The sequence below is a fragment of the Chitinophaga oryzae genome (genome assembly GCF_012516375.2).
GTDB lineage: Bacteria > Bacteroidota > Bacteroidia > Chitinophagales > Chitinophagaceae > Chitinophaga > Chitinophaga oryzae.
In genome coordinates, this window is sequence record NZ_CP051204.2 from 659132 (window position 1) to 680838 (window position 21707).

Sequence of the window (21707 nt, forward strand, 5' to 3'; positions counted from 1 at the left end):
GGGGGGCCTAAAGATATAACCATTTATGAATTTTTTGATTTTGAGATTTCAAATGCTGTAAAGCCGCCGGCCGCAGCATGTGAGCGGCAAAAAAAAGGCGCCTGCAGAAGCAGGCGCCGGTTGATTGTTTTAGTTGAGTGCTTATGTCTTAGAATTTGTTATACCACAGTTTGGTGCCTTTCAGATCGCCACCGATGGCGTTGGCAGCTTCGTTATATGCAGCCTGGTTTTGTGCCTGTTCGGTAACAAGGTAAGTAAGACGGTATGGTACGAAGGGGGCCGACTGGTCCATGCTGCCTGACACGGGAGCAATGAACAGCGCCTGACCGCCCGGTTTTTTGAAATTGAGCCTGGTCCTCTCAAACCAGCCCTGGAAGCCTTGCGGGTACAGCGCCAGCCATTTCTGGGTGCCGATCACATTGCGCCAGTCGGTCGCGTTGTAAGGCACCGCTGCCACAAACTTATCAACGGCGGCGTCTGTAATGGAGGTGTTATTGGTCAGCTTTTTCCAGTAATCGACAGAGGCTTTGATACCATTCACGTAGTGGGTGGAAGCTTCACCCACGCTCATGCCGCGGGCGGCGGCTTCCGCCAGGATGAATTCCACTTCGGCGTAGTTCATCAGGATACCTGGCATGGTAGCGCTGTAGATCTGTGTGCCGGGGTAGGAAAACCGGCCCGGGGCCGGCCTGGTGGCGTCGGCGCTGGCCCAGCCGTAGGGCATGCCTTTAAGTGCTTTGTCGTCTTTGGACGGACGGGCGTAGATAGGCAGCCTGGGATCGCCGGTAGCCTGCATGTAATCCACCATGGTGGCGCTAACGAAGAAGTCCGGGATTTCCCTTTCGGAATCGTTGTGGGGGAATTTATTGGGTGCTGCGTTCAGGTAAGTGAACTGGGCATTGTCATCGTTGCTGGTAAACGCCTGCTGGTAGTGGGCTTCGATGATCTGTTTGGCTTTGGCGCCATCAACGTCGGCCATGCGTATGGCAATGCGAAGCATCAGGGAGTGCGCCAGTTTGGCCCATTTCTCGGAGGCGCCGTTGTAGATCACGTCGCCGGTGGCAGTTACGCCTTTATTAGCGTCGAATATGGCGATCTGAGCCTGGAGGGTATCGAGCAGACGGCCATAGATAGTTTTGGCATCGTCGTACGCAGGTTTCAGGTTGCCGGCATCCAGCTGGAAAGTAGCGGAATACGGCACATTACCGTAGGCATCGGCCAGTATCTGATAGATCCAGCAGGAAGAAACCCTGGCGATGGCTGTCTGAACGGCCAGTTCCGGCGTTGCGGGCCTGGTGGAGTTTTGCCGTACGATGGTCTGCAGGTTGTTCAGTGAAATACGGTAGAGGTTGTTCCACAGGGTGGAATTGTTACCTTCATCCAGTTTGTAGCGGCTGTCGTCCGTACGGGAATTGGCAGACCAGTACTGGGCGTAGTGCATGGCGATGTACCCGTTCTGCAGACCGCTGTACAGCACGTCCATAGCGGCTTTCTGGGAGCCGGCCAGCAGGTACTGCGGTTCCGCAGTGGTGGGTTTGGTTGGGTCGTGATTGATATCGTCGAGCTTTTTACAGCCGGTGAACGCCAAGGCGGCCAGCAGCAGTAAAGCGGAGCTATATTTTAATATCTTGTTGGTCATCTTCACAAATTTTAGAATGATACATTCAGGTTTAAACCATAGGAGCGCAGCGAAGGCAATGCTCCTCCTTCGATCCCCTGTATGTTGGAAGAGGAGTTCAGGATGTTGGCCGGGTCCACGTTAGGCGCGTTGGACTTGATCAGCCACAGGTTACGGCCATACAGGGAGAGACGGGCACTCTGGGCGCCAATCTTTTTGTACCAGGATTCCGGCAGGTTATAACCGATTTTCGCTTCTCTCAGGTAGATATAGCTGGCATCGTACATATTGGCGCGGCTGATCACATTACCGCCGTTGGCGGCGAAGTGGTCCTGAGCGGTGATTTTAACCGTATTGGGATGGCCGTCTGCCGTTACGCCCGGCACGATGATGCCGTTTTCGCGGATATTGTTTTCCACGGTGGTCTGCAGCAGACCGGATTTCTCTCCGTACAGGTTGGTGTAGGAGAAGAAGCTGCCGCCATGCTGGAAGTCCACCAGGGCAGACAGATAGATGCCTTTATAAGTGAAGGTGTTGGTCACACCGCCCACGTAATCCGGGTAGGCATTGCCCAGCGGAACGCTCTTGGTGGTTGGTACGTAGTGACCGGCGGCGTCTACCACTCTTTCTCCGTTGAGGTAAGTATAGTCAGTACCGATGAGCGTACCCAGCGGCTGGCCTACCATGGCTACCACAGATACTTTCTGCGTACGGCGGTCGGTGCCGATGAGATACACAGGAAGGTCCGTATTATACTGATCGATGTTCATGCTGATCAGCTTATTGCGGTTGCGGGCCAGGTTGGCGTTGATATCCCAGCGGAAGCCGTTTTTCAGGCGGATGGGATTCAGGTTCAGGCCAATTTCTATACCCTTGTTTTCCACTTCTCCGCCGTTTGCATAGGCGGTGGTATAACCGGTAGCAGCCGGGAGAGACAGGTAGATCAGCTGATCTTTGGTCCTGCGGCGGTAGTAGGTAAAGTCTACGCCTATACGATTATCCAGGAATTTCAGTTCCACGCCGGTCTCTATTTCTGTGGTACGTTCCGGTTTCAGGTCCCTGGTATATTTGGTGCCGGAAGCCTGTGTGATCGGGTAGTTGCCGAAAGGCGGCTGGAATTCGTAGGTATCGTAGATCCGGTAAGGATCGGCGTCGTTACCAACGGCAGCGAGGCTTCCTCTTACTTTACCGAAGGTCAGCCATTTCCATTCTTTCAGCAGGTCAGAGAACACGAAAGACAGGGATGCTGACGGGTAGAAGTACTGGTTGTTACCGCTCAGCAGTGTGGAGCTCCAGTCGCTGCGGCCGGTGAGGTCGAGGAACAGCATGTTCTTATAACCGAGATTGGCGGTAGCGAATACGGAGTTGATTTGTTTTTCGTAGAACTCATCGATGATTTTAGCTGGCTGTACGGAGTTGTTTAGGTTGTATACGTCTTTTACCAGCAGGCCCTGTTGGGTGCTGCCGCCGGTGGTGGTCCATTTGCGATGCATGATGTTACCGCCCACGCTGGCATTCAGCTGGAATTCCTTGCCAAAATCTTTTTTGATGTCGGCGGTCACCTGGTAGTTCATTTCGCGGGAGGTGCGTACCCTTTTGATGTATCCGCCGATGAGGTAATCTTTGGCGGTCCTTTCTTCTTCGAGGGTGTTGTAATCGTCCATGAATACGCGACCGGTGAACGAGAGCCATTTGTTGGCGTCGATGTCTACGCCGGCGTAGCCGAAGAGGCGGTTACGGCTGTCGGTTTCGTAGTCCATGTAACGGTTCCAGTACGGGCCGTTGCTGAACTGTACCGCGGGATCGTCCCATGATTTACGGTTCCAGGTGATCTGGGAGCCGTCGCTGTATTTATAGTTTTTCTCTTTTTCGATATCGAGCTGGCGCTGGCCGAACATGGTGAACTGCAGGGCGGGGTTAGGGCCGGTAAAGCCGGTGCCGGGACGGCCTTTGGCTTTCAGTCCTACGTAGTTCACGGAAGCTACTGCTCTTACGCCTTTGGTCACTTCATAGTTACCGTTGAATGACAGGTTGTTACGGCTGGTAGTGGCATTGGGCAGCACGAAGCTTTGGTTCATGTTGCCGTAAGACAGGCGGAAGCCGCCTTTATCGTTGCTGCCGGCCATAGAGATATTGTTCGTCAGGGTGAAGCCGGTACGGTAGAAGTCCTTCACGTTGTTGGGATGGGCTGCCCAGGGGGCTGTCTGACCGAAGAGCGGGTTGCCCTTGTCTTTGTCCCATGACCAGTAGTGGCGTACGAGGCGGCCGTCGAGGCGCGGTCCCCAGGAGGCGTCTTCATAGTACTGCGGCATGAGATCATAGCGGCCTTTGCCGTTATTATCATCATAGGCAGCGCTTTGTTCGTTGAGGAAGGCTTCCGGGTGTTCGTTGTAATAGAGCGTATCGAAGCGGGGGCTTGCACCGCCGCCGTACATATTCTGGTAGGTAGGCAGTTTGTACACCTGGTCGATCTGCGCGTTGAGGCTGTAGGTGACACCGATGCCTTTTTCCGCGTCCGGGCGTTTTTTGGTGGTGATCAGCATCACGCCGTTGGCGCCGCGGCTGCCGTAGAGGGCAGTGGCGGCAGCGCCTTTCAATACGGAGATGTTCTCGATATCTTCCGGGTTGATGTCCTGCAGGGGGCTGCCGAAGTCGTACCCGCCGCCGCCGTTGAGCTGTCCGGGATCGTTGGTGCTGTTGTTTTGCATGGGTACGCCGTCTATCACAAAGAAGGCGTTGTTATCACCGAGAATGGATTTTACGCCACGGATGGTGATTTTAGAGGAGCCGCCCATGGAGCCGGTGTTGGTATTGATTTGTACGCCGGGTACTTTACCGGTGAGGGCGTTGACGAAGTTCACTTCTTTGGCTTCCTGCACGGAGCTGCCGCTGACTTCCTGCATGGCATAACCTACGGAGCGTGGGTTTTTCTTGATACCGAGGGCGGTAACCACTACTTCTCCCAATACTTTTTTGTTGGCATTGACAGGGGTGAGCGTAATTGTCAGCGGTTCTTTTTTCTCCACGATGATCGTCTGGTCTCCGAACGTTGGTGAAGTTATCGTGATCGTATCGTTTTGTTTTGCTTTGACGGTGAATTTGCCTTCAGGATCGGACTGCGCGTTGGTGCCGGCTGTTTTGTTACGGATGAGCGCACCGGGAACGGGCGTGCCTTTATCGTCTTTTACGAGGCCGTTGAGCGTAAACTGCCCTATTTCTTTTTTTATCGTGGCATCGTCCGGCGGCAGGATCAGGCCTGTGTCCTGTTTGGGTTTCGCGGCGGTGTCCTGTTTAGGGACGGCGGCGCCCTGAGCAGGTTTACTGGTATCCTGTGCGGGTTTGGACGTATCCTGAGCGGGTTTTCTGGTGGTATCCTGCCGGGGCTTGGCGGCAGTGTCGGCAGCAGCGGGCTTGATTACAACCGGAACGGTAGTATCAGCAGGCTGTTGCTGAACGATGAGATACCTTTCGGGTTTCGTGTATGCGCTGCTGGGGGTATAGCAGAAAAAGGCATAGCACAGCCCCGACCAGGCTAGTACATGGCTTCTCATTGTATAGTGCTTGATTTGGTTACAAATTTTTTTTGCAGTTCTTTCAGACTGCTTATTGTTATCTGGACAATACATATCAAATAACAATACAATCAAAAGCCCTTTTACAATGGGCTTAAATTGATTTTATCAGGTTTTTCCTCATTTCGTAGTGAGCAATGCCCACTTTTGTAAACGCTTCTCCACAGATTTCATCGCCTGTATGTGACAGTGTCCTGCGGTTTTCCTGCCTGCGTGCATCGTTAGCATTCCGAACCCGTTGTTCACTGCTGTTGTTGCGGTGAACAGGATAATTTCCCTGCGGGACGGCTTGCTGCCTGCCTCTTCCCGGAGGGCTGCCCTGTTCCGGCAGCTGCAACTACCGTAGTCGCTTATACGAAAATCCAGCATTGATTCTTTTCTGATACGATGTGCCGCAAAGGTTTGCAGCGGCGTGAAAAGCTATGCCACAGTCATCCGCACAATGGCGGTAAAACAAATAGCCTGCCAAGCGGCAGGCTGGAAAATAAGTACACCGGCTGTTTTACGGCGGTTAGCTCTTGGCGTTGATGGCGTTCACGATAAGTTGGGCGACGGACTTCACCTGCAGAAATGTGTCATGGATCAGGAGTGCATTGGGGTGGGTATCCGTACAGACGATGCCTTTGATGATACCGCTGTCTTTGATTTTCCGGAACCCGTTGCCGGCGAAGATACCGTGTGTGGTGATCACATAGATATCGCGGGCGCCGGCATCGCGGTAGGCTTCTGCTGCGTGAAGCAGGGATCCGCCGGTACGGATCATGTCATCGTAAATGATGACAATTTTGTCTTTCACATCGGCGCTGATAGCAGTGATGGCGGTTTCCTCGCCAGAGATGCGGCGTTTGAAGACAAAGGCGGCCTGTACATGAAAGTCATTAGCCAGTGATTCCACCCACTTGGCCCTGCCGGCATCGGTGCTGGCGAGTACAAAGGGCTGGCCGCCAGCCAGTTCCATCGCTGCTTCTTTTACAAAATCTTTCGCATAGAGATGTACAGGACGGATATCATTTTCGAAATACCAGGTAATGCCATCCACGTGCAGGTCGATCAGCATGACGCGATTACCCCTTGATGTATTGGGAAGTGACGAGAAAAGTACTGCTCTTGTTTTCGCTTTCACGATTTCGCCGTATTTCACTGCTCTTTCCATGGTGGAATAGCCGAAGAAAGGGATGACCAGCGTAAGGGAGTGTGCGCCCAGCTGGATGCAACCGCTGGCAAGATCGTATAATTCGAGTGTTTCTTTATCGTCGATGGTGCCACCGATGAGGACCACTTCCTTATTGCTGATTTCGCTGACAATACGGTGATAGTGTTCTCCGTCCGGAAAATCCCGGATGTCCAGTTGCCCGTTTTCCCAGGGCGCGTCGGGGAGTGACAGGATACGGTCTTTCAGGTATTGGTAGTGCTGTGTGGCAAAAATGATCTTCTGTGGCATGATAATGGTGAATTGAGGTAAAAATAAGCTATTTATAAGGTTGATAATTAATATTTTTGCCGTCGAGCACTGTCACATACCCGCTTTTTTAACTTTTCATTAGCGGGTGGAACGTTAAATTTGATAGATTAGTACGTCCATGATTCGTTTTTTAGCATATACCGGAGCACTGTTTTTCTTCTTTTTCATTTGCCAACAGCATACATCTGCACAGGTGAGATTGTCTGGTATGGTGGCTGACCAGGAGACTAAAACGGGTTTGCCATTTGTTTCCATCGTTAACAAGAGGACGATGACGGGTACGCTCAGTAGTGAGAGCGGACGTTATTATATAGAAGCCCTGCCGGGCGACACCATCGAGTTTTCGATGCTCAGTTATGCGCAGCGTCAGATAGTGGCGCCGGGCATGTCCACCACGCAGGATATTTACCTGCAGCGGCGCATGTTCGAGTTGCAGGGCGTCAATGTAAAAGGGATCAATCATACCAAAGACTCACTGGCCACGCGTCAGGAGTACGGGCGTTATTTCAATTACAAGAAGCCGGGGGCGTTGGACGTGCTGAAGACACTGCCGGTCAATCCCATCACCGCTTTAACCTATCTTGTGCCCAGCAAAACACGTAAGCGCAAGGAGCAGTTCCGGGAGCAGTTGGAATACTGGGAGAAAGAAAAGTATATCGATTACCGTTATTCTCCCGAACTGGTGACTAAAATGACCAAGCTGCAGTCTCCCGAGCTGGATACTTTCATGCATAAGTACCGTCCCGGTTACCAGTTTTTGAACGATGCGTCCGAATATGACCTGCTGTTGTTTATCAAGCAGTCGTTTGAAGACTATCAGCGGCAAAAGGGGAACAAATGATCCATCATCTTTCTTCATAAATAACACCCGGAACATCTCTGTTCCGGGTTTTTTGTGCGATATATATTACCAAATTGTTAACCTGTAAAATCGACTAGGAACATCTTATTTCCCGGACGTACTCTTTGCGTAAATACCCTGAACAGGGGGCGGGAATATGGATAAACAGCTACTAGAAAAGTATTTTAAAGGGCAATGTACACCGCAGGAAGCGGCGAAGGTTGAAAGCTGGCTTTCTGCCGCAGACACGATGCTGCTGGATGAATTTATGATGGAAAAATGGGAGGAGGCGAATACGCCGGTAGTGACGAAGCCCCGGGTACATAAGTTCTGGTATGGCGCTGCCGCAGCGGCCGTCATCGGTATTATTGTTTCCATCGCCTTTTTCTGGCAACACCGTACCGCAGTACGGCCGGTAGCTGTGAAATGGGACACCCTGCACAATACCAGCGACAACATTCAATTGTTCACCATGGAGGATGGCAGTGAAGTCTGGCTTAACACGCATTCGTCTATTATCTATCAGAACCGGTACAACCAGGAATCGAGAGAGTTATGGCTGCATGGTGAAGCTTATTTCAAGGTTACTAAAGATGAGAAACGGCCTTTCCTCGTACATACCGGTCACCTGACCACCACCGTGCTGGGTACGGTCTTTAATATTGCCACTTCCAATATGGCCGACGGCAGTATTCAGATCAGCCTGCTGGAAGGGAAAGTGGCCGTGAGTAAACCCGATTCGTTTAACGAAGTACTGCTGCCGGGACAGATGTTGAACTATGCAGCCGGCCGGCAGCCGCAGCTGACGAACTTTGAAAAGAGCGATGTGCTCGATTGGAAAAAAGGAAAAATTCATTTTAACCACACCCGGCTGGCGGATGCGTTAGCCCGGCTACAGCAGCGTTATGGCTGCCGGATAGTCCTGGATGATCCGTCGTTGGGCAAAAAGAAAATTTCTGGTGAATTCAGCAGGGATATGTCCCTCGAAAAAATTCTGGCCACATTAGGTTATGTGCATGATATCTCATTCGTACGGATTAACGACACTACATACGAGACACACAGTAAATAGCTAACTACAGTCCATTTAAAATAAAGAATACATTATGCAAAAATCTACCCACAGATTTTGTACAGGGGAAAGTATGTCATGTCGTGTGATGATCCTGTTGTTTTTTTTCGTTCCACTAACGCCTATGCTGGTCCTGGCACAGGCCTACAAATCCCTTTCCGACAAGGTGCAGCTGCAGCTGGGCAGGACCAATGCGGCGGCTGTTGTGAAAGCATTACAGCAACAAACGCCTTATACCTTTATTTATGATCCGGAATACCTGCAGCAGTGTACTGTCAGCGAAGCGCGTTTCCCCGGAACGCCGCTGGGAGAAGTGCTGAGCTATATTGATCAGCATACGCCGCTGGACATCGAACTGTCCGGAAACAATGTGATAGCCCTGCGCAAGGGTAATGCGCCCTTGCCTGCTATCCAGACCCATGGCCGCATCCGCGGGAAAGTGGTGGATGCCAAAAATGAGCCGTTGCCCGGCGTTACTGTAGCCGCGCAAGGTGGACAAGGTACCATCACCAATGTAGACGGCAGCTACGAGCTGGTAGTGGCGCCCGGTGTATACAGCCTCAGTTTCAGTTTTATTTCCTATGAGTCGAGGAAGGTGACAGAGATTGCGGTAAAAGAAAAAGAGATTGTGCCGTTGAACGTGGTGCTGAAAAACAGCGGCTCCCGCCTGAAAGAGGTAACCGTGACCGGCAACTACCGCAAAGCATCCATTGAAGGGTTGTACGCCCTGCAAAAAAACAACGCGGCCATCACCGATGGCATCAGTGCCGAACAGATCGCCCGTACACCGGATAAAAACATGGGCGAAGTACTGAAGCGTGTGAGCGGCCTGGCGACGATGGACAATAAATACGTGGTTGTGCGCGGTTTGAGCGAACGCTACAACCAGGCTATGCTCAACGGGCAGATAATGCCCAGCACGGAGCTGAACAGGAAAAACTTCAGCTTCGATATCATTCCTTCCAACATAGTGGAAAACGTAACGGTGATAAAAACCATCACGCCTGACCGCAGCGCAGAATTTGGCGGCGGCCTGGTAGATGTGAATACGCTGGACATTCCTGCGGAAAATTTCCTGAACCTGTCTGTAGGCGGGAGTTATAATGATAAAACAACAGGGAAAGATTTTTACGCTTTGCCGCTGAGTGGTAGTGAATACAGGGGCAGTGCGGCCAAACACCGGTATCTGTTTGGTACACTGGATTGGAAAGATAAATATGACATTGTGGACCACTACGAAAAAGAAGGAAAAAATTCTGCCCTGTTCAATAATAACTGGGCTATAACAAAACTTAAAGCACCGATCTCTCCCAGCTTTCAGGCGTCGTTCGGCCGTGTGCTGCGCAGTAATGCCGGTCAGCAATTTGGGGTGGTGGCTGCGGTGAGCTATCGTAATACGTTTTCCACGCAGGATATTGTGTTGGGGAGAGAAGGGTTTGCGGAGATAGAAGGTAATCAGGCCCAGCGTGATTTGTTGTTCAAAGGCCAGCGTCACAGTTTCGTGACCAACCTGGGCGGCATGCTGGGAGTAGGATATCGTACAGAGAAAAGCAGAATTGGTTTTCAGTCGCTCTATCTGCGTACGCTGGACCAGCAGTTGATATTCGGCACCGGCCAGAACGGAAAGTTCGGTTCAGACAATACACTGGGTTTGTTTGATCTTGCTATGCAAACATCTTTGTGGCAGAATCAGTTGAAAGGGGAGCATGCCATCGGCCGTAACGGAGTTCGTTTGAAATGGAGTGGCAGTTACCTGAAGCTGGACCGGCAAAAGCCTGATAATCATATGATGCTGGCCGATTACAAACAAGCGGAAGGCGCAGGCAGGAATGAGTATAATATCTCTACTGTGGGCAGTAATTTTTCGGAAGGCGCATTAAGATGGTGGAGCCGCGCCCTGGAAAACAACTACAACTGGGATGCTGCTGTGTCAGTTCCTTTTAAATTCAATGCGGGGAGTGTGAAATTTGACAATACTTTCAAAGGTGGTTATGCCGGATGGAGCAAAGACCGGCTGTTCTTTGTACTCAATACCAAATCAAGCTTTGAGAATAAAAATGCAAACTATATTCCGCTGAATAAGGCATTTACACCTGAGAATAATGTAAGTGTGGAGTTGAGTTCTTTCGGCGATAATTTTAAACGCCGGTCTGCATCTTTACATGCGTTGTTTGCGATGTTTGATAATAGAATTGGAGACAAGTGGAGACTGGTATGGGGTTTAAGGGCTGAGTACTATAATTTGAATAAAGTAAATGATAATATCGACTCTATTTTCCGGAGATACAAGCGTGAGCCGGGTAAAGAGTATGATTATTCGGAGTTGCTGAGCCGGGAACCCAACTGGCGCTTCTTCCCTTCTGCCAATCTTACTTACGCACTCACTCCCTCCATGAATCTGCGGTTGGCTTACTCAGAAAGTATCATCCGTCCCGACCTGCGGGAGCTGTCCATTTTCCAGGAGTATGATTTTGAGCTGGGTGGCGAGTATGGCTCCGGGCTGTTAAGGTCTACTACAATTAAGCATATAGATTTCCGGTATGAATGGTATCCTGGGCCTGGTGAAGTTCTTTCCGCCTCTTTTTTCTATAAAGACCTTGCTTATCCGATGGAGATCTATCAGAAGGACCTGCTCAACAGCTTTGAGCTCAACAATAGTAAATCGGCAAAGAATTATGGCCTGGAGCTGGAGGTGAGAAAATCGCTTGCTTTTACCCGTGTGCCTGTGTTACGTAATATTACCCTCTATGGCAACTTCACCTATCTGGACGCAACCGTTAAACGGATGACACTGAATACCGGCCTGTTTGACCCTGCCAATCCAATGAAGGTAAGTGTAAAGGAGACCGTCGGAGAAGAAGAGAAACGTCCGCAGATGGGGGCCAGCAATTTTATGGTGAACGCTGGTATTTATTACGACATGAACCCGGTGTCTGTTAGTCTGGCTTATAATTCTGTCACCAACCGGGTATTTCTGCCGAACCTTGTTTATGCCTATTCTCTGATGGAACGTCCTTTACAATCGATGGATGCGCAGGTGGGTTTTCGTTTCCTGAAGCAGCGGGCGGAGTTAAAACTGAACGTAGGAAACCTGCTGAATAGTTATTCTGTCATCTACCGGAACCAGTTTTCGGAGGAGGAGGCGAATGCAATAAAGGACGGAAAGGCGCCGAATAAATCTGACATGAAATACACGCCGGGTAAGGATTGGGTTAATTTCAAATCCACGCCCGGGCGTACTTATAGTGCCACCTTCAGTTATAGATTCTAAACTTTTTGCGCGCATACACGCCAATATACCCTGATCAGGTATTCATCATTCATTCCTTATTCATTTGTTTAAACTTTAAAAAGTAAAAATCCCATGAACAAGAAACCCTTAGCGGTAACCCTCGTGTCAGCAGCAACCGTGCTGGGCATGCTGTTAGGTACTTCCTGCAAAAAAGACAACAACGTAGTAAACAATGACCGTGCAGTAGTGGCCGGTGGTCCTTCCGGTGCTTCCGGCACCTGCGGTGACAGCACCATCACTGGTGTAATCACTTCCAACATCACCCTGAAAAGCTGCAAAATCTACAAACTGGATGGTCTGGTATATGTGGCCAACAACGCTGTAGTAACAGTTGAAGCCGGAACAGTGATCAAAGGTATTAAAGGTGTTCCGGCGAGCGGTACCAACCCTGGTACTCCGGGCGGTGGCCTGATCGTTACCCGCGGTGCTAAACTGATCGCTGACGGTACTGCTACTGATCCTATCATCTTTACTTCCAACGAAGCGGCTCCTCAGTCCGGCGATTGGGGTGGTCTGGTACTGCTGGGTAAAGCGCCTACCAACCATGCTGCTGCTGTAACCGTAGAAGGTATCACCGGTACTCCTCCTGCTGATGCTACTTACGGCGGTCCTGCCAACAATGTACCTGCTGACAACTCCGGTACGCTGCGTTATGTAAGAATTCAGTACGCTGGTTACGAACTGTCCACAGACAACGAACTGAATGGTCTGACACTGGCCGGTGTTGGTAGCAATACTATCATCGACTATGTTGAAGTGTACAAATCCAAAGACGACGCTTTCGAATTCTTCGGCGGTACTGTAAACGCTTCTCACCTGCTGGCTATCGACGCGCTGGACGACATGTTTGATACTGACAACGGTTATTCCGGTACTATCTCCTATGCTCTGGGTGTATCTGATCCTAACCGCGCTGATAAGAGCCAGTCCAACGGTTTTGAAAGCGACAACAACGCTAACGGTGACGCGGTAACTCCGTACACCCACCCTACTTACAACAACGTCACTATCATTGGTCAGCCTAACGCAACTGCTGCTTCTATCACCAATGGTCTGCCTTCAGGCACTGGTAAATATGGCCGCGCTGCTCACCTGAGAAGAAATGCTGAGTTTGCAGTTAACAACTCTATCTTCCTGGGCTTCAACTATGGTATTTCCCTGGATACGCAGAAACCTGCTTCCGGTGCTAATACCAAAACCAAGTATGACGCCGGTACTTCTACCCTGACCAACAACTACGTACACGCTTACGTATATCCGTTCTCTACCGAGATCAACTTCACTTCCTTTGCTGCATTTACTCCGCTGGGTACTACCAACAAAGGTTACATCAACGCTGATCCGAACGCAAACATCAAGCTGGCAGCTCCGTTTGCCGCTACCCGCGCTATCAGCAATTACATTCCGCAGACATTGTCTGTTGCCAAAGCTGCTGGTGCTTTCCCTACCGGAAACACTACCTGGGCTAACGGCTGGACCATCCTGTAATAATTTTTATTCATCATCACGTATAGCGGAGGTCCGCTATACGTGATGATCATCTTTTTTCTGTTAATATTTTGAATATGTATCTGTTATTAAAGCGCCTGCCTTTCCTTTTAACTGTTATCGTTTTCCTGGCTTCCTGCCGTAAGGGTGAAATGCCCGAAGAGCATTACTTCGGTAAGGTCAGCATTACCTTGTTAAACCTTCCCAATACTCCCAAAATCATGATGTATTTTGATGGCAAACAGCTGGATACCATCAGGGCGGTGGGCGATGGAAGCCACTTTGTTCTTCCGGCAGGTAAACAGGGTAAACTGAGTGCCTACGATGCCGGTAAGCAGGAATTGCTTGCAGATACAATGATTACTATTGCTGCTAACAGTACGCAGCAGTTTCGGTTTGCGTACAGCGCAGAATTGGGGCTGAAGGGATTTGTAGGCAGTGGTGGCGGTGGTTCAGTACCCGTTGATTCATTTGATGTTCAGTTATTCAACAATTTAAGCGCTTCCTTCTATCCCCTCGAAAAGTATGACCTGGCCTTTATTTTTGCAGATCCTGATTCCGGGGAGATCTTTGATTACCCCCTGGTGGTAAAAGGATGGACCAGAAAGAAGTTGTCTGCTGTTATCAGGATGAGAGCCGTGAATGATAACAAGCATGTGTATACCTATGCAGCAAAGTTAATAGATCCTGCTACCGGGCAGGTGGTGCTGCAGCCTGATGGATCTGAGTTTTTTGTTTTTACCGGAGACAATCTTGCCGGCAAGTCGAAGATTACCACCGTGGCTGATGACAATAACGGCGCTATCATGACTAATGAAATAGAACTTTAGTTTTTATGCATCCCGCCCATAAATACATAACCCGCTTTGTGCCCTACCTCTGGTATGGGTTAAGCAGTTTATCTGTTATCACCGCGGGCTGCAAAAAGAATGATGTGGTAAGTCCTGCTGCAACGCAGGAAATTAAAATGGAAATTATCCCTGTGTCGGACACTTTACGACAGGTAATTGCTTCACATACGCTGTTGACTGCCAGCCATCCCTGGTATATTGATGGCTGGGTGTATGTGGCCAACGAAGCAACCCTGCGGGTGGAAGCCGGCGCAGTGGTGAACATATTGCCCACGGCGGTAAATAAAAAGGATGGCCGCTACAGCGGTGGACTGGTCATTACCCGCGGGGCGCATATTGTGGCGGAAGGTACTGCGGCGCTACCCATCCGGATGCGGGTGGAAAAAGTGGCCGGCCACGGTCCCAGTGGCCTGTTGATATTGGGGCGGGCACCTGTGAGAAAGGGTTTTGCTCCCTTTCGCGAGCTGACTTTTGGTGGTAACCTGCCGGAAGATAGCTCAGGGGTGATCAGGCACCTGCGCCTGGATTATTACCCCGCTGCCGGCAAAGGTTTCGATGGCGGCATATTGTTGATGGGCGCAGGTAGCAGGACTGTTACGGAGTCCGTGTCCACACACGCTTTACCCGTAGAACGGTCAGACCTCAAAACCGGAAAGCTGCGATAAGCCGTTTGTAAAAAATATTACGGAAAACCCTGTTTTACTGCTTATTCATTAAGATGTAGGTTTGTTAGCCCCAATCTTTCTCTCTCCCCTATCTTGGAATGATGACCATGCTGTTTATGGCCGCCTGTTGCCCCGCATCATAATAGTGTCGGGATACAGGCGTGTTTTCCACAGATGCCCTGCCGCCGCCGTTGATGACGGCCAGCGCTTTCGCAACCAGCGGATCATTTACATCTCCCGGCGGCAACAACGGTTGCCTGGACATTTCATCGATCATATATTGAGGGACGATGCCCTGCGTGTAGTTCCCGTTCCCGCTGGCGTTGGACAGCCGGTAAGTGACAGGCTGTATCACCCAGGGGATGCGGCGGGGACTGCGCATGTCTTTTACGATGATGGCGCCTTTATCTTTACCGACAGTGGTTTCTCCTATCTGGATGACGTTCGTATAAGGTTTGAGGTTATTGACCAGCAACTCTGCTGCAGATACTGTCTGACTGCCGGTCAGCAGGAATATGCGGGGAAGGCGGAGCCGGGCGGAAGCAAGTGCGCTGAAAGGGACCGGGTCCGCGTTTTCCGGAACGGAAAGCGCTGTGGCGAAATCCAGTGTGCGGGAACCAAGATGATGGTTACCGCTGTACTGTACAAAAGTGCTCTTCTCTGTGACATCGGGCGCTATGAGCGCCGTCAGCATGGCTGCGGCAGCGAGACTGCCGCCGGTATTGTAACGGATATCGACGATCAGCTCGGTGATACCCTGGCTTTTAAGATTCCGGAATACGTCCAGCAGGTTGTTATTGTACCCGTCGATGAATGCATTGTAAAAAATATAACCTGTTTTGCGCGGCGAAGAAGATACTAACACAGACGCATAAACGGGGTTTTCCGTTACGCGGCTGACCTGCAATAATACAGGTGCTCCTTCTGTGATGGCGCCGCTTGTGACAGTGGCAGGGGTAATAGTACCGGTGGCTGTGGTCCTTAGCTGCTCACTGAGGGTAGCAGCGTTGCCGGCAGTGAGACTGGTTTCATTGATACGGGTAAAATAACTGCCTCTTTTGAGGCCTGCCGCTGCTGCATAAGAGCCGGGGACCACCAGTTTAATGACGCCGATAACGCCTTCCTGCCGTTGCGGCCAGCTGATAACACTGTAATCGATGCCGTATTTACTGCGGATATCGTTGGCATAGGTGGCGGGATCCAGCGGGTTGTACAGCAGGGAGAACCTGTCTGCCGTGTTTTTGATACTGGTGAAGAAAGTCCCGGTCTCCAGGGAGGTATTGGGATTGGCCGGCAGCTGATCATTCCACAGGTAAAAATAACGCATGCTGTCCAGTACCCAATTGTTGATTTCCTGCTGTGTGACGGGGCCGGACGGCACTCCCGGCGTATCATTTTTTTTGCTGCAGGCGCTTATCAGTGCGATACTGCCAAGGAGAAAAGGACGGTAGGATAATCGCATGGCGGTGTTATTTTCAGGATGACGAGCTTATCAGCTGTGATGGTTGCCGAAATGGCTGGTGAGTTCTTTCCGGATATATTGCAGGGCGGCTGTCAGGTGATTCTTTACAGTAGCAGGAGAAATGGAGAGCTGTTCACCGATTTCGCGGTGACTGTAACCGTGGCTTCTGCTGAGCATATACACATTGCGTCGTTGCTCCGGCATATTTTCTACCAGTTTGTGGATATGAGTGCTGAACTCTTTTTGCAGCAGCAGTTTTTCGCCGCTGTTGGCGGTTTCGGCTGACTGGTTATCGGCCACTTTGGCCATCGCTTTTTTTTCGCGGTATAGTTTTCGCGTTTCGTCAATCACCAGGTTTTTGACGTACACGAACAGTAATGGAAATACGTCCTGCCCTTCCTTTAGCTGGTGCATGTTTTCCCAAAGGCGAACAAAGCATAACTGGGTGATTTCCTGCGCTCTGTTGGCATCGCCCGTCAACTTGAACGCAAACCGGTATACTTTTGAATTGTTCTCCTCAAAAATCTTCTCAAATTGTGCTTTAGGCGGGCTATCAGACATAGTTCGAGGTTCTTGCATTATCCGGATATAAATATAAGCCGGCTATGTTACAGGAATGTTAAGGCGCGAATATTTCTCACGCCGGGGCGCAAAGATTTTTGCCCGTATTTTTAAGAAAATTTAAGAGCGCAAAGCGCGGAGAACAAAATGAAGATCTGTTATAGTTTATAATAAGTTAATCTTCTTTTTTATCCTTCGTGCTTTGCGCTCTTAAATTTTCTTAAAAATACGGGCAAAAATCTTTGCGTCTCTGTGTGAAAGCTTACTGCAACAGGGAGCCGTTCAGGCGCTGCAGTTCTGTCTCAGCCAGTTTGGTATTGTAGCGGGCCTGTATCAGCCGGTAATTGGAATCTTCCAGGCTTTGTTGCGCCTGTTTTACTTCGATGGTGGTAGATACGCCTTGTTTGAAGCGTTCCAGCGCCACCATCATATTCTCTTCTGCCAGCTGGTTGTTTTCTTCTTCCAGCTCCAGCGCCTTCTTGTAATATTCATAATCTTTAAAGGCGTTGTTCAGCGACAGGTCTACCTGGGATTTGAGGTTGTCTAGCGTAATGTTCTGGAAATCAAAATCAATCCTGGCATTTTTTATCTGCCGTTTTACGTTGAAGCCATTGAAGATGGGAATGGCCGCCGTTAGTCCGTAGTTAAATACGCCGTTGCGGTTAAACCGGGGGCTGAAGTTGTTGGACGCTGCATTGGAAGTATTGCGGCTGTAGTTATAACCGGAGTTGAAGGTAACTACCGGAAAATAATCTGCACGACGTTCTTTAATAGTCAGTGCAGAGATGTTGATGTTTTGTTGCTGTACTTTGATGGCGGTGTTGTTGTTGGCGACGTTCTGCTGCAGGGCCACAAAGGACAGTCCGGTGTTGATGGGGATGGAATCCGGCACATCATAGCCGGTAGCGCCGGCCGGAACGGCCATCAGCTGGTTCAGCAGCGCCTTGCTTTGTTCTATAAGCGTCAGCTGCCGCAGCATCAGCGCTTTCTGAGCGTTGTAGTCTACCTTGGACTGCAGCAGGTCTGTTTTAGGACCGAGGCCGGTGGTGAATTTGGCATCGGAGAGTTTCACCCTTTCTTCAGAGATAGACAGTTGTTCGCGGACGGCGATCAGTTGTTGTTTCTGTTGTACGATGTTATAATAGCCGTTGATCACCGTAGCGATGGAGTTCTGTATCTGGTCTTTGATGGCCAGTTCGCCGAGGCCTTTGATGGCTTCCAGTTTTTCGCGGGTAGCAAACATTTTCAGGCCGTCGAAGAGCGTCCAGCTGAGGGTGGCGTTGGCGCTGATGTTATTGCCTTTGATGCCGCTGGTATCTCTTTTGGTGCCGTTGGCGAATTCCTGTTTGGTGGCGGTGTTATTCCACGTGGTGCCCGCCGTGGCATTGAGTCGGGGCACGAAGGCGAAATTCGCATAGGCGTAATCGTTAGCCGACAGTTCCGCGGTATTTCTGGCCAGCCGGATAGAGAAATTGTTTTTAAGCGCCAGGTCTATGGCCTGCTCCAGCGTAAGTATCTGCTGCTGCGCGGAGGCAGCGGGCGTACTTCCCGCTATGAGGATAAAGAGGAGGCCGATGCTGGTGATATATTTCTTCATAATAAATTTAATAACGGTTTATGCATGAGCGGCAGCTACATCTTCTTCTTTGCCTTCCAGTCTTTCTTCTTCATCGCTGTCTTCTGATTTGTTACCATGACGGGAGAAGAAGGTATACATGGCCGGAATTACATACAGGGTGAGCACAAGGGAGAAGACGATGCCCCCCACGATGACGATACCCAGCGGGATACGGCTGGTAGCCGCGGCGCCGAGCGACATGGCGATCGGCAGGGCGCCCAGCGCCATGGCCAGGCTGGTCATCAGGATGGGGCGCAGACGCATCGCGGAAGCGTGAACGGCGGCATCGGTTTTGGACAGGCCGGCATCGCGCTGGTGGTTGGCGAATTCCACGATCAGGATACCGTTTTTGGTTACCAGGCCAATGAGCATGATGACCCCGATCTGTGAGAAGATGTTCCATGTCTGGTCAAACACCCACAATGACAACAGGGCACCGGCGAAGGCGAGCGGCACGGTGAGCATGATGATCAGCGGATCTATCCAGCTTTCAAACTGCGCGGCAAGTACGAGATAAATCAGGACGAGTGCCAGGCCCAGCGCAAACATAGTGTTGGAACCGCTTTCCGCATAGTCGCGGGAGGAGCCGGAGAGCGCGGTGGTGTAGGAGTCGTCGATAATTTTCTCGTTTTCCAGTTTATTATAGATGCGGTACATCTCTTTCAAACCATCGCCGATGGTTTTGCCGGGTGCGAGGCCGGCAGAGATGGTGGCGGACTTATAACGGTTGAAGTGGTAGATGATCGGCGGACTGGTTTCTTCTTCGATGCTGACTACGTTATCGAGCTGGATGGCTTCGCCGCGGGAGTTGCGTACGTAGAGGTTCTGCAGGTCCATCGGATCGTCGCGGTCGGCACGGAACACCTGTCCCATCACCTGGTATTGTTTACCGTTGCGGATGAAGTAGCCGTAGCGCAGGTTACTCAGTGCCAGCTGCAGGGTTTGTGAGATGTCCTGTACGGAAACGCCCAGTTGCGTGGCTTTGTCGCGGTTGATGTGAATACGCAGTTCCGGTTTGTTGAATTTCAGGTCCACGTCGGTGCCCTGGAAGACGGGGCTGTTGCCTACTTCTTCCATGAAGCGGGGCAGTACGCGGGTCAGTGAATCGAAGTTGATATGTTCGAGTACGAAGGATACAGGGAGGCCGCTGCGGCGCCCTACCTGTATGGTTTGTGTTTCGATGGCGAACACTTTACCCTGCGGGTACCGGATCATGTTTCGGTTCACCATGTTCACGATTTCTTTCTGGGAACGCTGGCGTTCTGTCGGCTCCGTCAGCATGACGTTGGCGAACGCGGAGTTGACCGCGCCTGCGCCGCTGAATCCCGGGGAGGTAACGCTGAGGATGATTTTTTTCTCCGGGATGGAGTCTGCCAGGAATTTCGTGAGTTGGTCCACGTAGTCGTCCATGTAATCGAAGGAAGTACCTTCCGGCGTGGTAATGGACAGGCGGAACTGGCTGCGGTCTTCCAGTGGCGCCAGTTCGGCAGGCAGCGTCCTGAAGAGGAAATAGATCATGACCAGGCAGCCGGCGATCACCAATCCTGCTACCCAACGGAAACGCATAAACGATTCCAGTGAGTTTTTATAACCGTCTTCCATCCAGCGGAAGAAAGGTTCTGTTTTGGTATAGAACCAGGAGTGGGTATGTGTTTTGCGGCCCAGTTTTACGTTGAGTACGGGGGTGAGCGTCAGGGATACGAAAGCGGAGATCAGTACCGCGCCGGCCACCACGATGCCGAACTCCCGGAACAGTTGCCCTACGAAGCCCTGCAGGAAGATGATCGGCAGGAATACGAAGGCCAGCGTGATGGAGGTGGCGATAACGGCGAAGAAAATTTCTTCGGACCCTTCGCGTGCTGCGCGCATACGGGGCATACCGGCTTCTATCTTTTTATAGATGTTTTCCGTGACCACGATACCGTCATCCACCACAAGCCCGGTGGCCAGTACGATGGCCAGCAGGGTGAGGATGTTGATGGTAAAGCCGCAGACGTACATGATAAAGAAAGCGCCGATCAGGGACACGGGGATGTCTACCAGCGGGCGGAGGGCCATGAGCCAGTCGCGGAAGAAGAGGTATACGATAAGGATCACCAGGGTGAGTGCGATGATCAGGGTTTCTTCTACTTCCTCGATAGATTTTTTGATAAACCGGGTGTTGTCCATCGCGATGTTCACGGTGAAGTCTTCCGGGATATCTTTTTTCAGCTGTTCAAATCTTTTATAGAACTCATCTGCGATGGCCACGTAGTTGGAGCCGGGCTGTGGGATGAGGGCGAGGGCGATCATGGGGTTGCCGGATTCTTTGAGGATGGTTTCCTCGTTCTCCGGCCCCAGTACGGCCTGACCGATATCGCGGATGCGTATTTCGCTGCCGTTGATGTTTTTGATGATGAGGTTATTAAAGTCATCTTCTGTAAAGAGGCGGCCGAAGGTGCGCACGGTGAAGTCGGTGGCGTTACCGGCGATTTTACCGGAAGGAAGTTCCACGTTTTCGCGTTGCAGCGCGGCCTGTATATCAGACGGGGTGAGGCTGTAGGACGATAGTTTGGCGGGGTCCATCCAGATACGCATGGCGTATCTTTTTTCGCCCCATATCTGAATGGCGCTCACGCCGGGGATGGTCTGCAGTTTTTCGAGCAGCACGTTGGTGCCGTATTCGGTTACCTCCAACTGGTTGCGGGTGTTGCTTTGTACCGTCATGGAGATGATGGCGTCGGAGTTGGCGTCCTGTTTGGATACTACCGGGGGCGCATCGATATCGGGCGGAAGGCTGCGGAGGGCCTGCGACACTTTGTCGCGCACGTCGTTGGTGGCGCCTTCGAGGTCTTCACCCAGTTCAAATTCCACGGTGATATTGCTGCTGCCCTGGCTGCTGCTGGAAGATATGTTTTTGATACCGGCTACCCCGTTGATGGATTTCTCCAGTGGTTCGGTGATCTGTGTTTCGATGATGTCTGAGTTGGCGCCGGCGTAGGACGTACGTACGTTTACGATAGGCGGGTCGATGGCCGGGAAGTCTCGCACTCCAAGGAAGGTAAAGCCCACGAGACCGAATATCACGATGATGATATTCATCACAATTGCCAGAACAGGGCGTTTGAGTGATAATGAAGGTAGACTCATTTTTAATTACGAATTACGAATTACGAATTACGAATTGGGAATTCCGTATTGTGGCAGACCATCAGGAACGTTGTTC

At 51.0% G+C, this 21707-nt stretch carries 14 protein-coding genes; 6 read left to right on the forward strand and 8 right to left on the reverse strand.

Going from position 1 to position 21707, the window contains the following annotated elements; translation table 11 throughout:
* Nucleotides 1-148 precede the first annotated feature (148 nt).
* The 4 genes from HF324_RS02740 to prs all read right to left on the reverse strand — a co-directional run bounded on the left by HF324_RS02740 (nt 149) and on the right by prs (nt 6631).
* Nucleotides 149-1639 carry a SusD/RagB family nutrient-binding outer membrane lipoprotein gene (locus tag HF324_RS02740; RefSeq protein ID WP_168861875.1) on the reverse strand — a complete coding sequence of 497 codons (1491 nt, stop codon included), beginning with the start codon at nt 1637-1639 and terminating at the stop codon, nt 149-151.
* Nucleotides 1640-1650: 11 nt separating this feature from the next.
* A complete protein-coding gene (locus HF324_RS02745; RefSeq protein ID WP_168809273.1) occupies nt 1651-5169 on the reverse strand; it encodes a SusC/RagA family TonB-linked outer membrane protein in 3519 nt (1172 codons plus the stop codon).
* 141 nt (nt 5170-5310) lie between these two features.
* Nucleotides 5311-5559, reverse strand: coding sequence for a hypothetical protein (locus HF324_RS02750; RefSeq protein ID WP_168861876.1), 249 nt, complete (start codon nt 5557-5559; stop codon nt 5311-5313).
* 142 nt (nt 5560-5701) lie between these two features.
* Complete coding sequence (gene prs / locus HF324_RS02755; RefSeq protein ID WP_168809277.1) at nt 5702-6631, reverse strand: ribose-phosphate diphosphokinase; 930 nt, start codon at nt 6629-6631, stop codon at nt 5702-5704.
* Nucleotides 6632-6860: 229 nt separating this feature from the next.
* On the opposite strand from prs, the gene HF324_RS02760 reads away from it, so the two are divergent.
* The 6 genes from HF324_RS02760 to HF324_RS02785 all read left to right on the forward strand — a co-directional run bounded on the left by HF324_RS02760 (nt 6861) and on the right by HF324_RS02785 (nt 14861).
* The gene (locus HF324_RS02760) at nt 6861-7493 is read left to right on the forward strand and encodes a carboxypeptidase-like regulatory domain-containing protein (RefSeq protein ID WP_246269666.1); all 633 of its coding nucleotides are present in this window, start codon (nt 6861-6863) and stop codon (nt 7491-7493) included.
* 157 nt (nt 7494-7650) lie between these two features.
* Nucleotides 7651-8565 (forward strand): FecR family protein, encoded by a 915-nt coding sequence (locus HF324_RS02765; RefSeq protein WP_168861877.1) that lies wholly within the window; start codon nt 7651-7653, stop codon nt 8563-8565.
* Nucleotides 8566-8638: 73 nt separating this feature from the next.
* Complete coding sequence (locus HF324_RS02770) at nt 8639-11836, forward strand: TonB-dependent receptor domain-containing protein (RefSeq protein WP_168809283.1); 3198 nt, start codon at nt 8639-8641, stop codon at nt 11834-11836.
* A gap of 93 nt (nt 11837-11929) precedes the next feature.
* On the forward strand, nt 11930-13345 hold the full coding sequence (locus HF324_RS02775; RefSeq protein ID WP_168809285.1) for a beta-helix domain-containing protein: 1416 nt from the start codon (nt 11930-11932) through the stop codon (nt 13343-13345).
* Between the two features lie 77 nt (nt 13346-13422).
* Entirely contained in the window at nt 13423-14175 is a 753-nt protein-coding gene (locus HF324_RS02780) for a hypothetical protein (RefSeq protein WP_168809287.1), read from the forward strand.
* A gap of 5 nt (nt 14176-14180) precedes the next feature.
* Complete coding sequence (locus tag HF324_RS02785) at nt 14181-14861, forward strand: beta-helix domain-containing protein (protein WP_168809289.1); 681 nt, start codon at nt 14181-14183, stop codon at nt 14859-14861.
* Between the two features lie 88 nt (nt 14862-14949).
* Here HF324_RS02785 and HF324_RS02790 read toward each other — a convergent pair whose 3' ends face one another.
* From HF324_RS02790 to HF324_RS02805, 4 genes are all read right to left on the reverse strand, one after another.
* Nucleotides 14950-16323, reverse strand: a complete 1374-nt coding sequence (locus tag HF324_RS02790) for a S41 family peptidase (RefSeq protein ID WP_168861878.1) — start codon at nt 16321-16323, stop codon at nt 14950-14952.
* 30 nt (nt 16324-16353) lie between these two features.
* On the reverse strand, nt 16354-16884 hold the full coding sequence (locus HF324_RS02795) for an RNA polymerase sigma-70 factor (protein WP_168809293.1): 531 nt from the start codon (nt 16882-16884) through the stop codon (nt 16354-16356).
* A gap of 262 nt (nt 16885-17146) precedes the next feature.
* Complete coding sequence (locus HF324_RS02800) at nt 17147-18481, reverse strand: TolC family protein (protein WP_168809295.1); 1335 nt, start codon at nt 18479-18481, stop codon at nt 17147-17149.
* An 18-nt stretch (nt 18482-18499) separates the two neighbouring features.
* Nucleotides 18500-21631: an efflux RND transporter permease subunit gene (locus tag HF324_RS02805; RefSeq protein WP_168809297.1), complete on the reverse strand. Its 3132-nt coding sequence runs from the start codon at nt 21629-21631 to the stop codon at nt 18500-18502.
* Between the last annotated feature and the right edge of the window lie 76 nt (nt 21632-21707).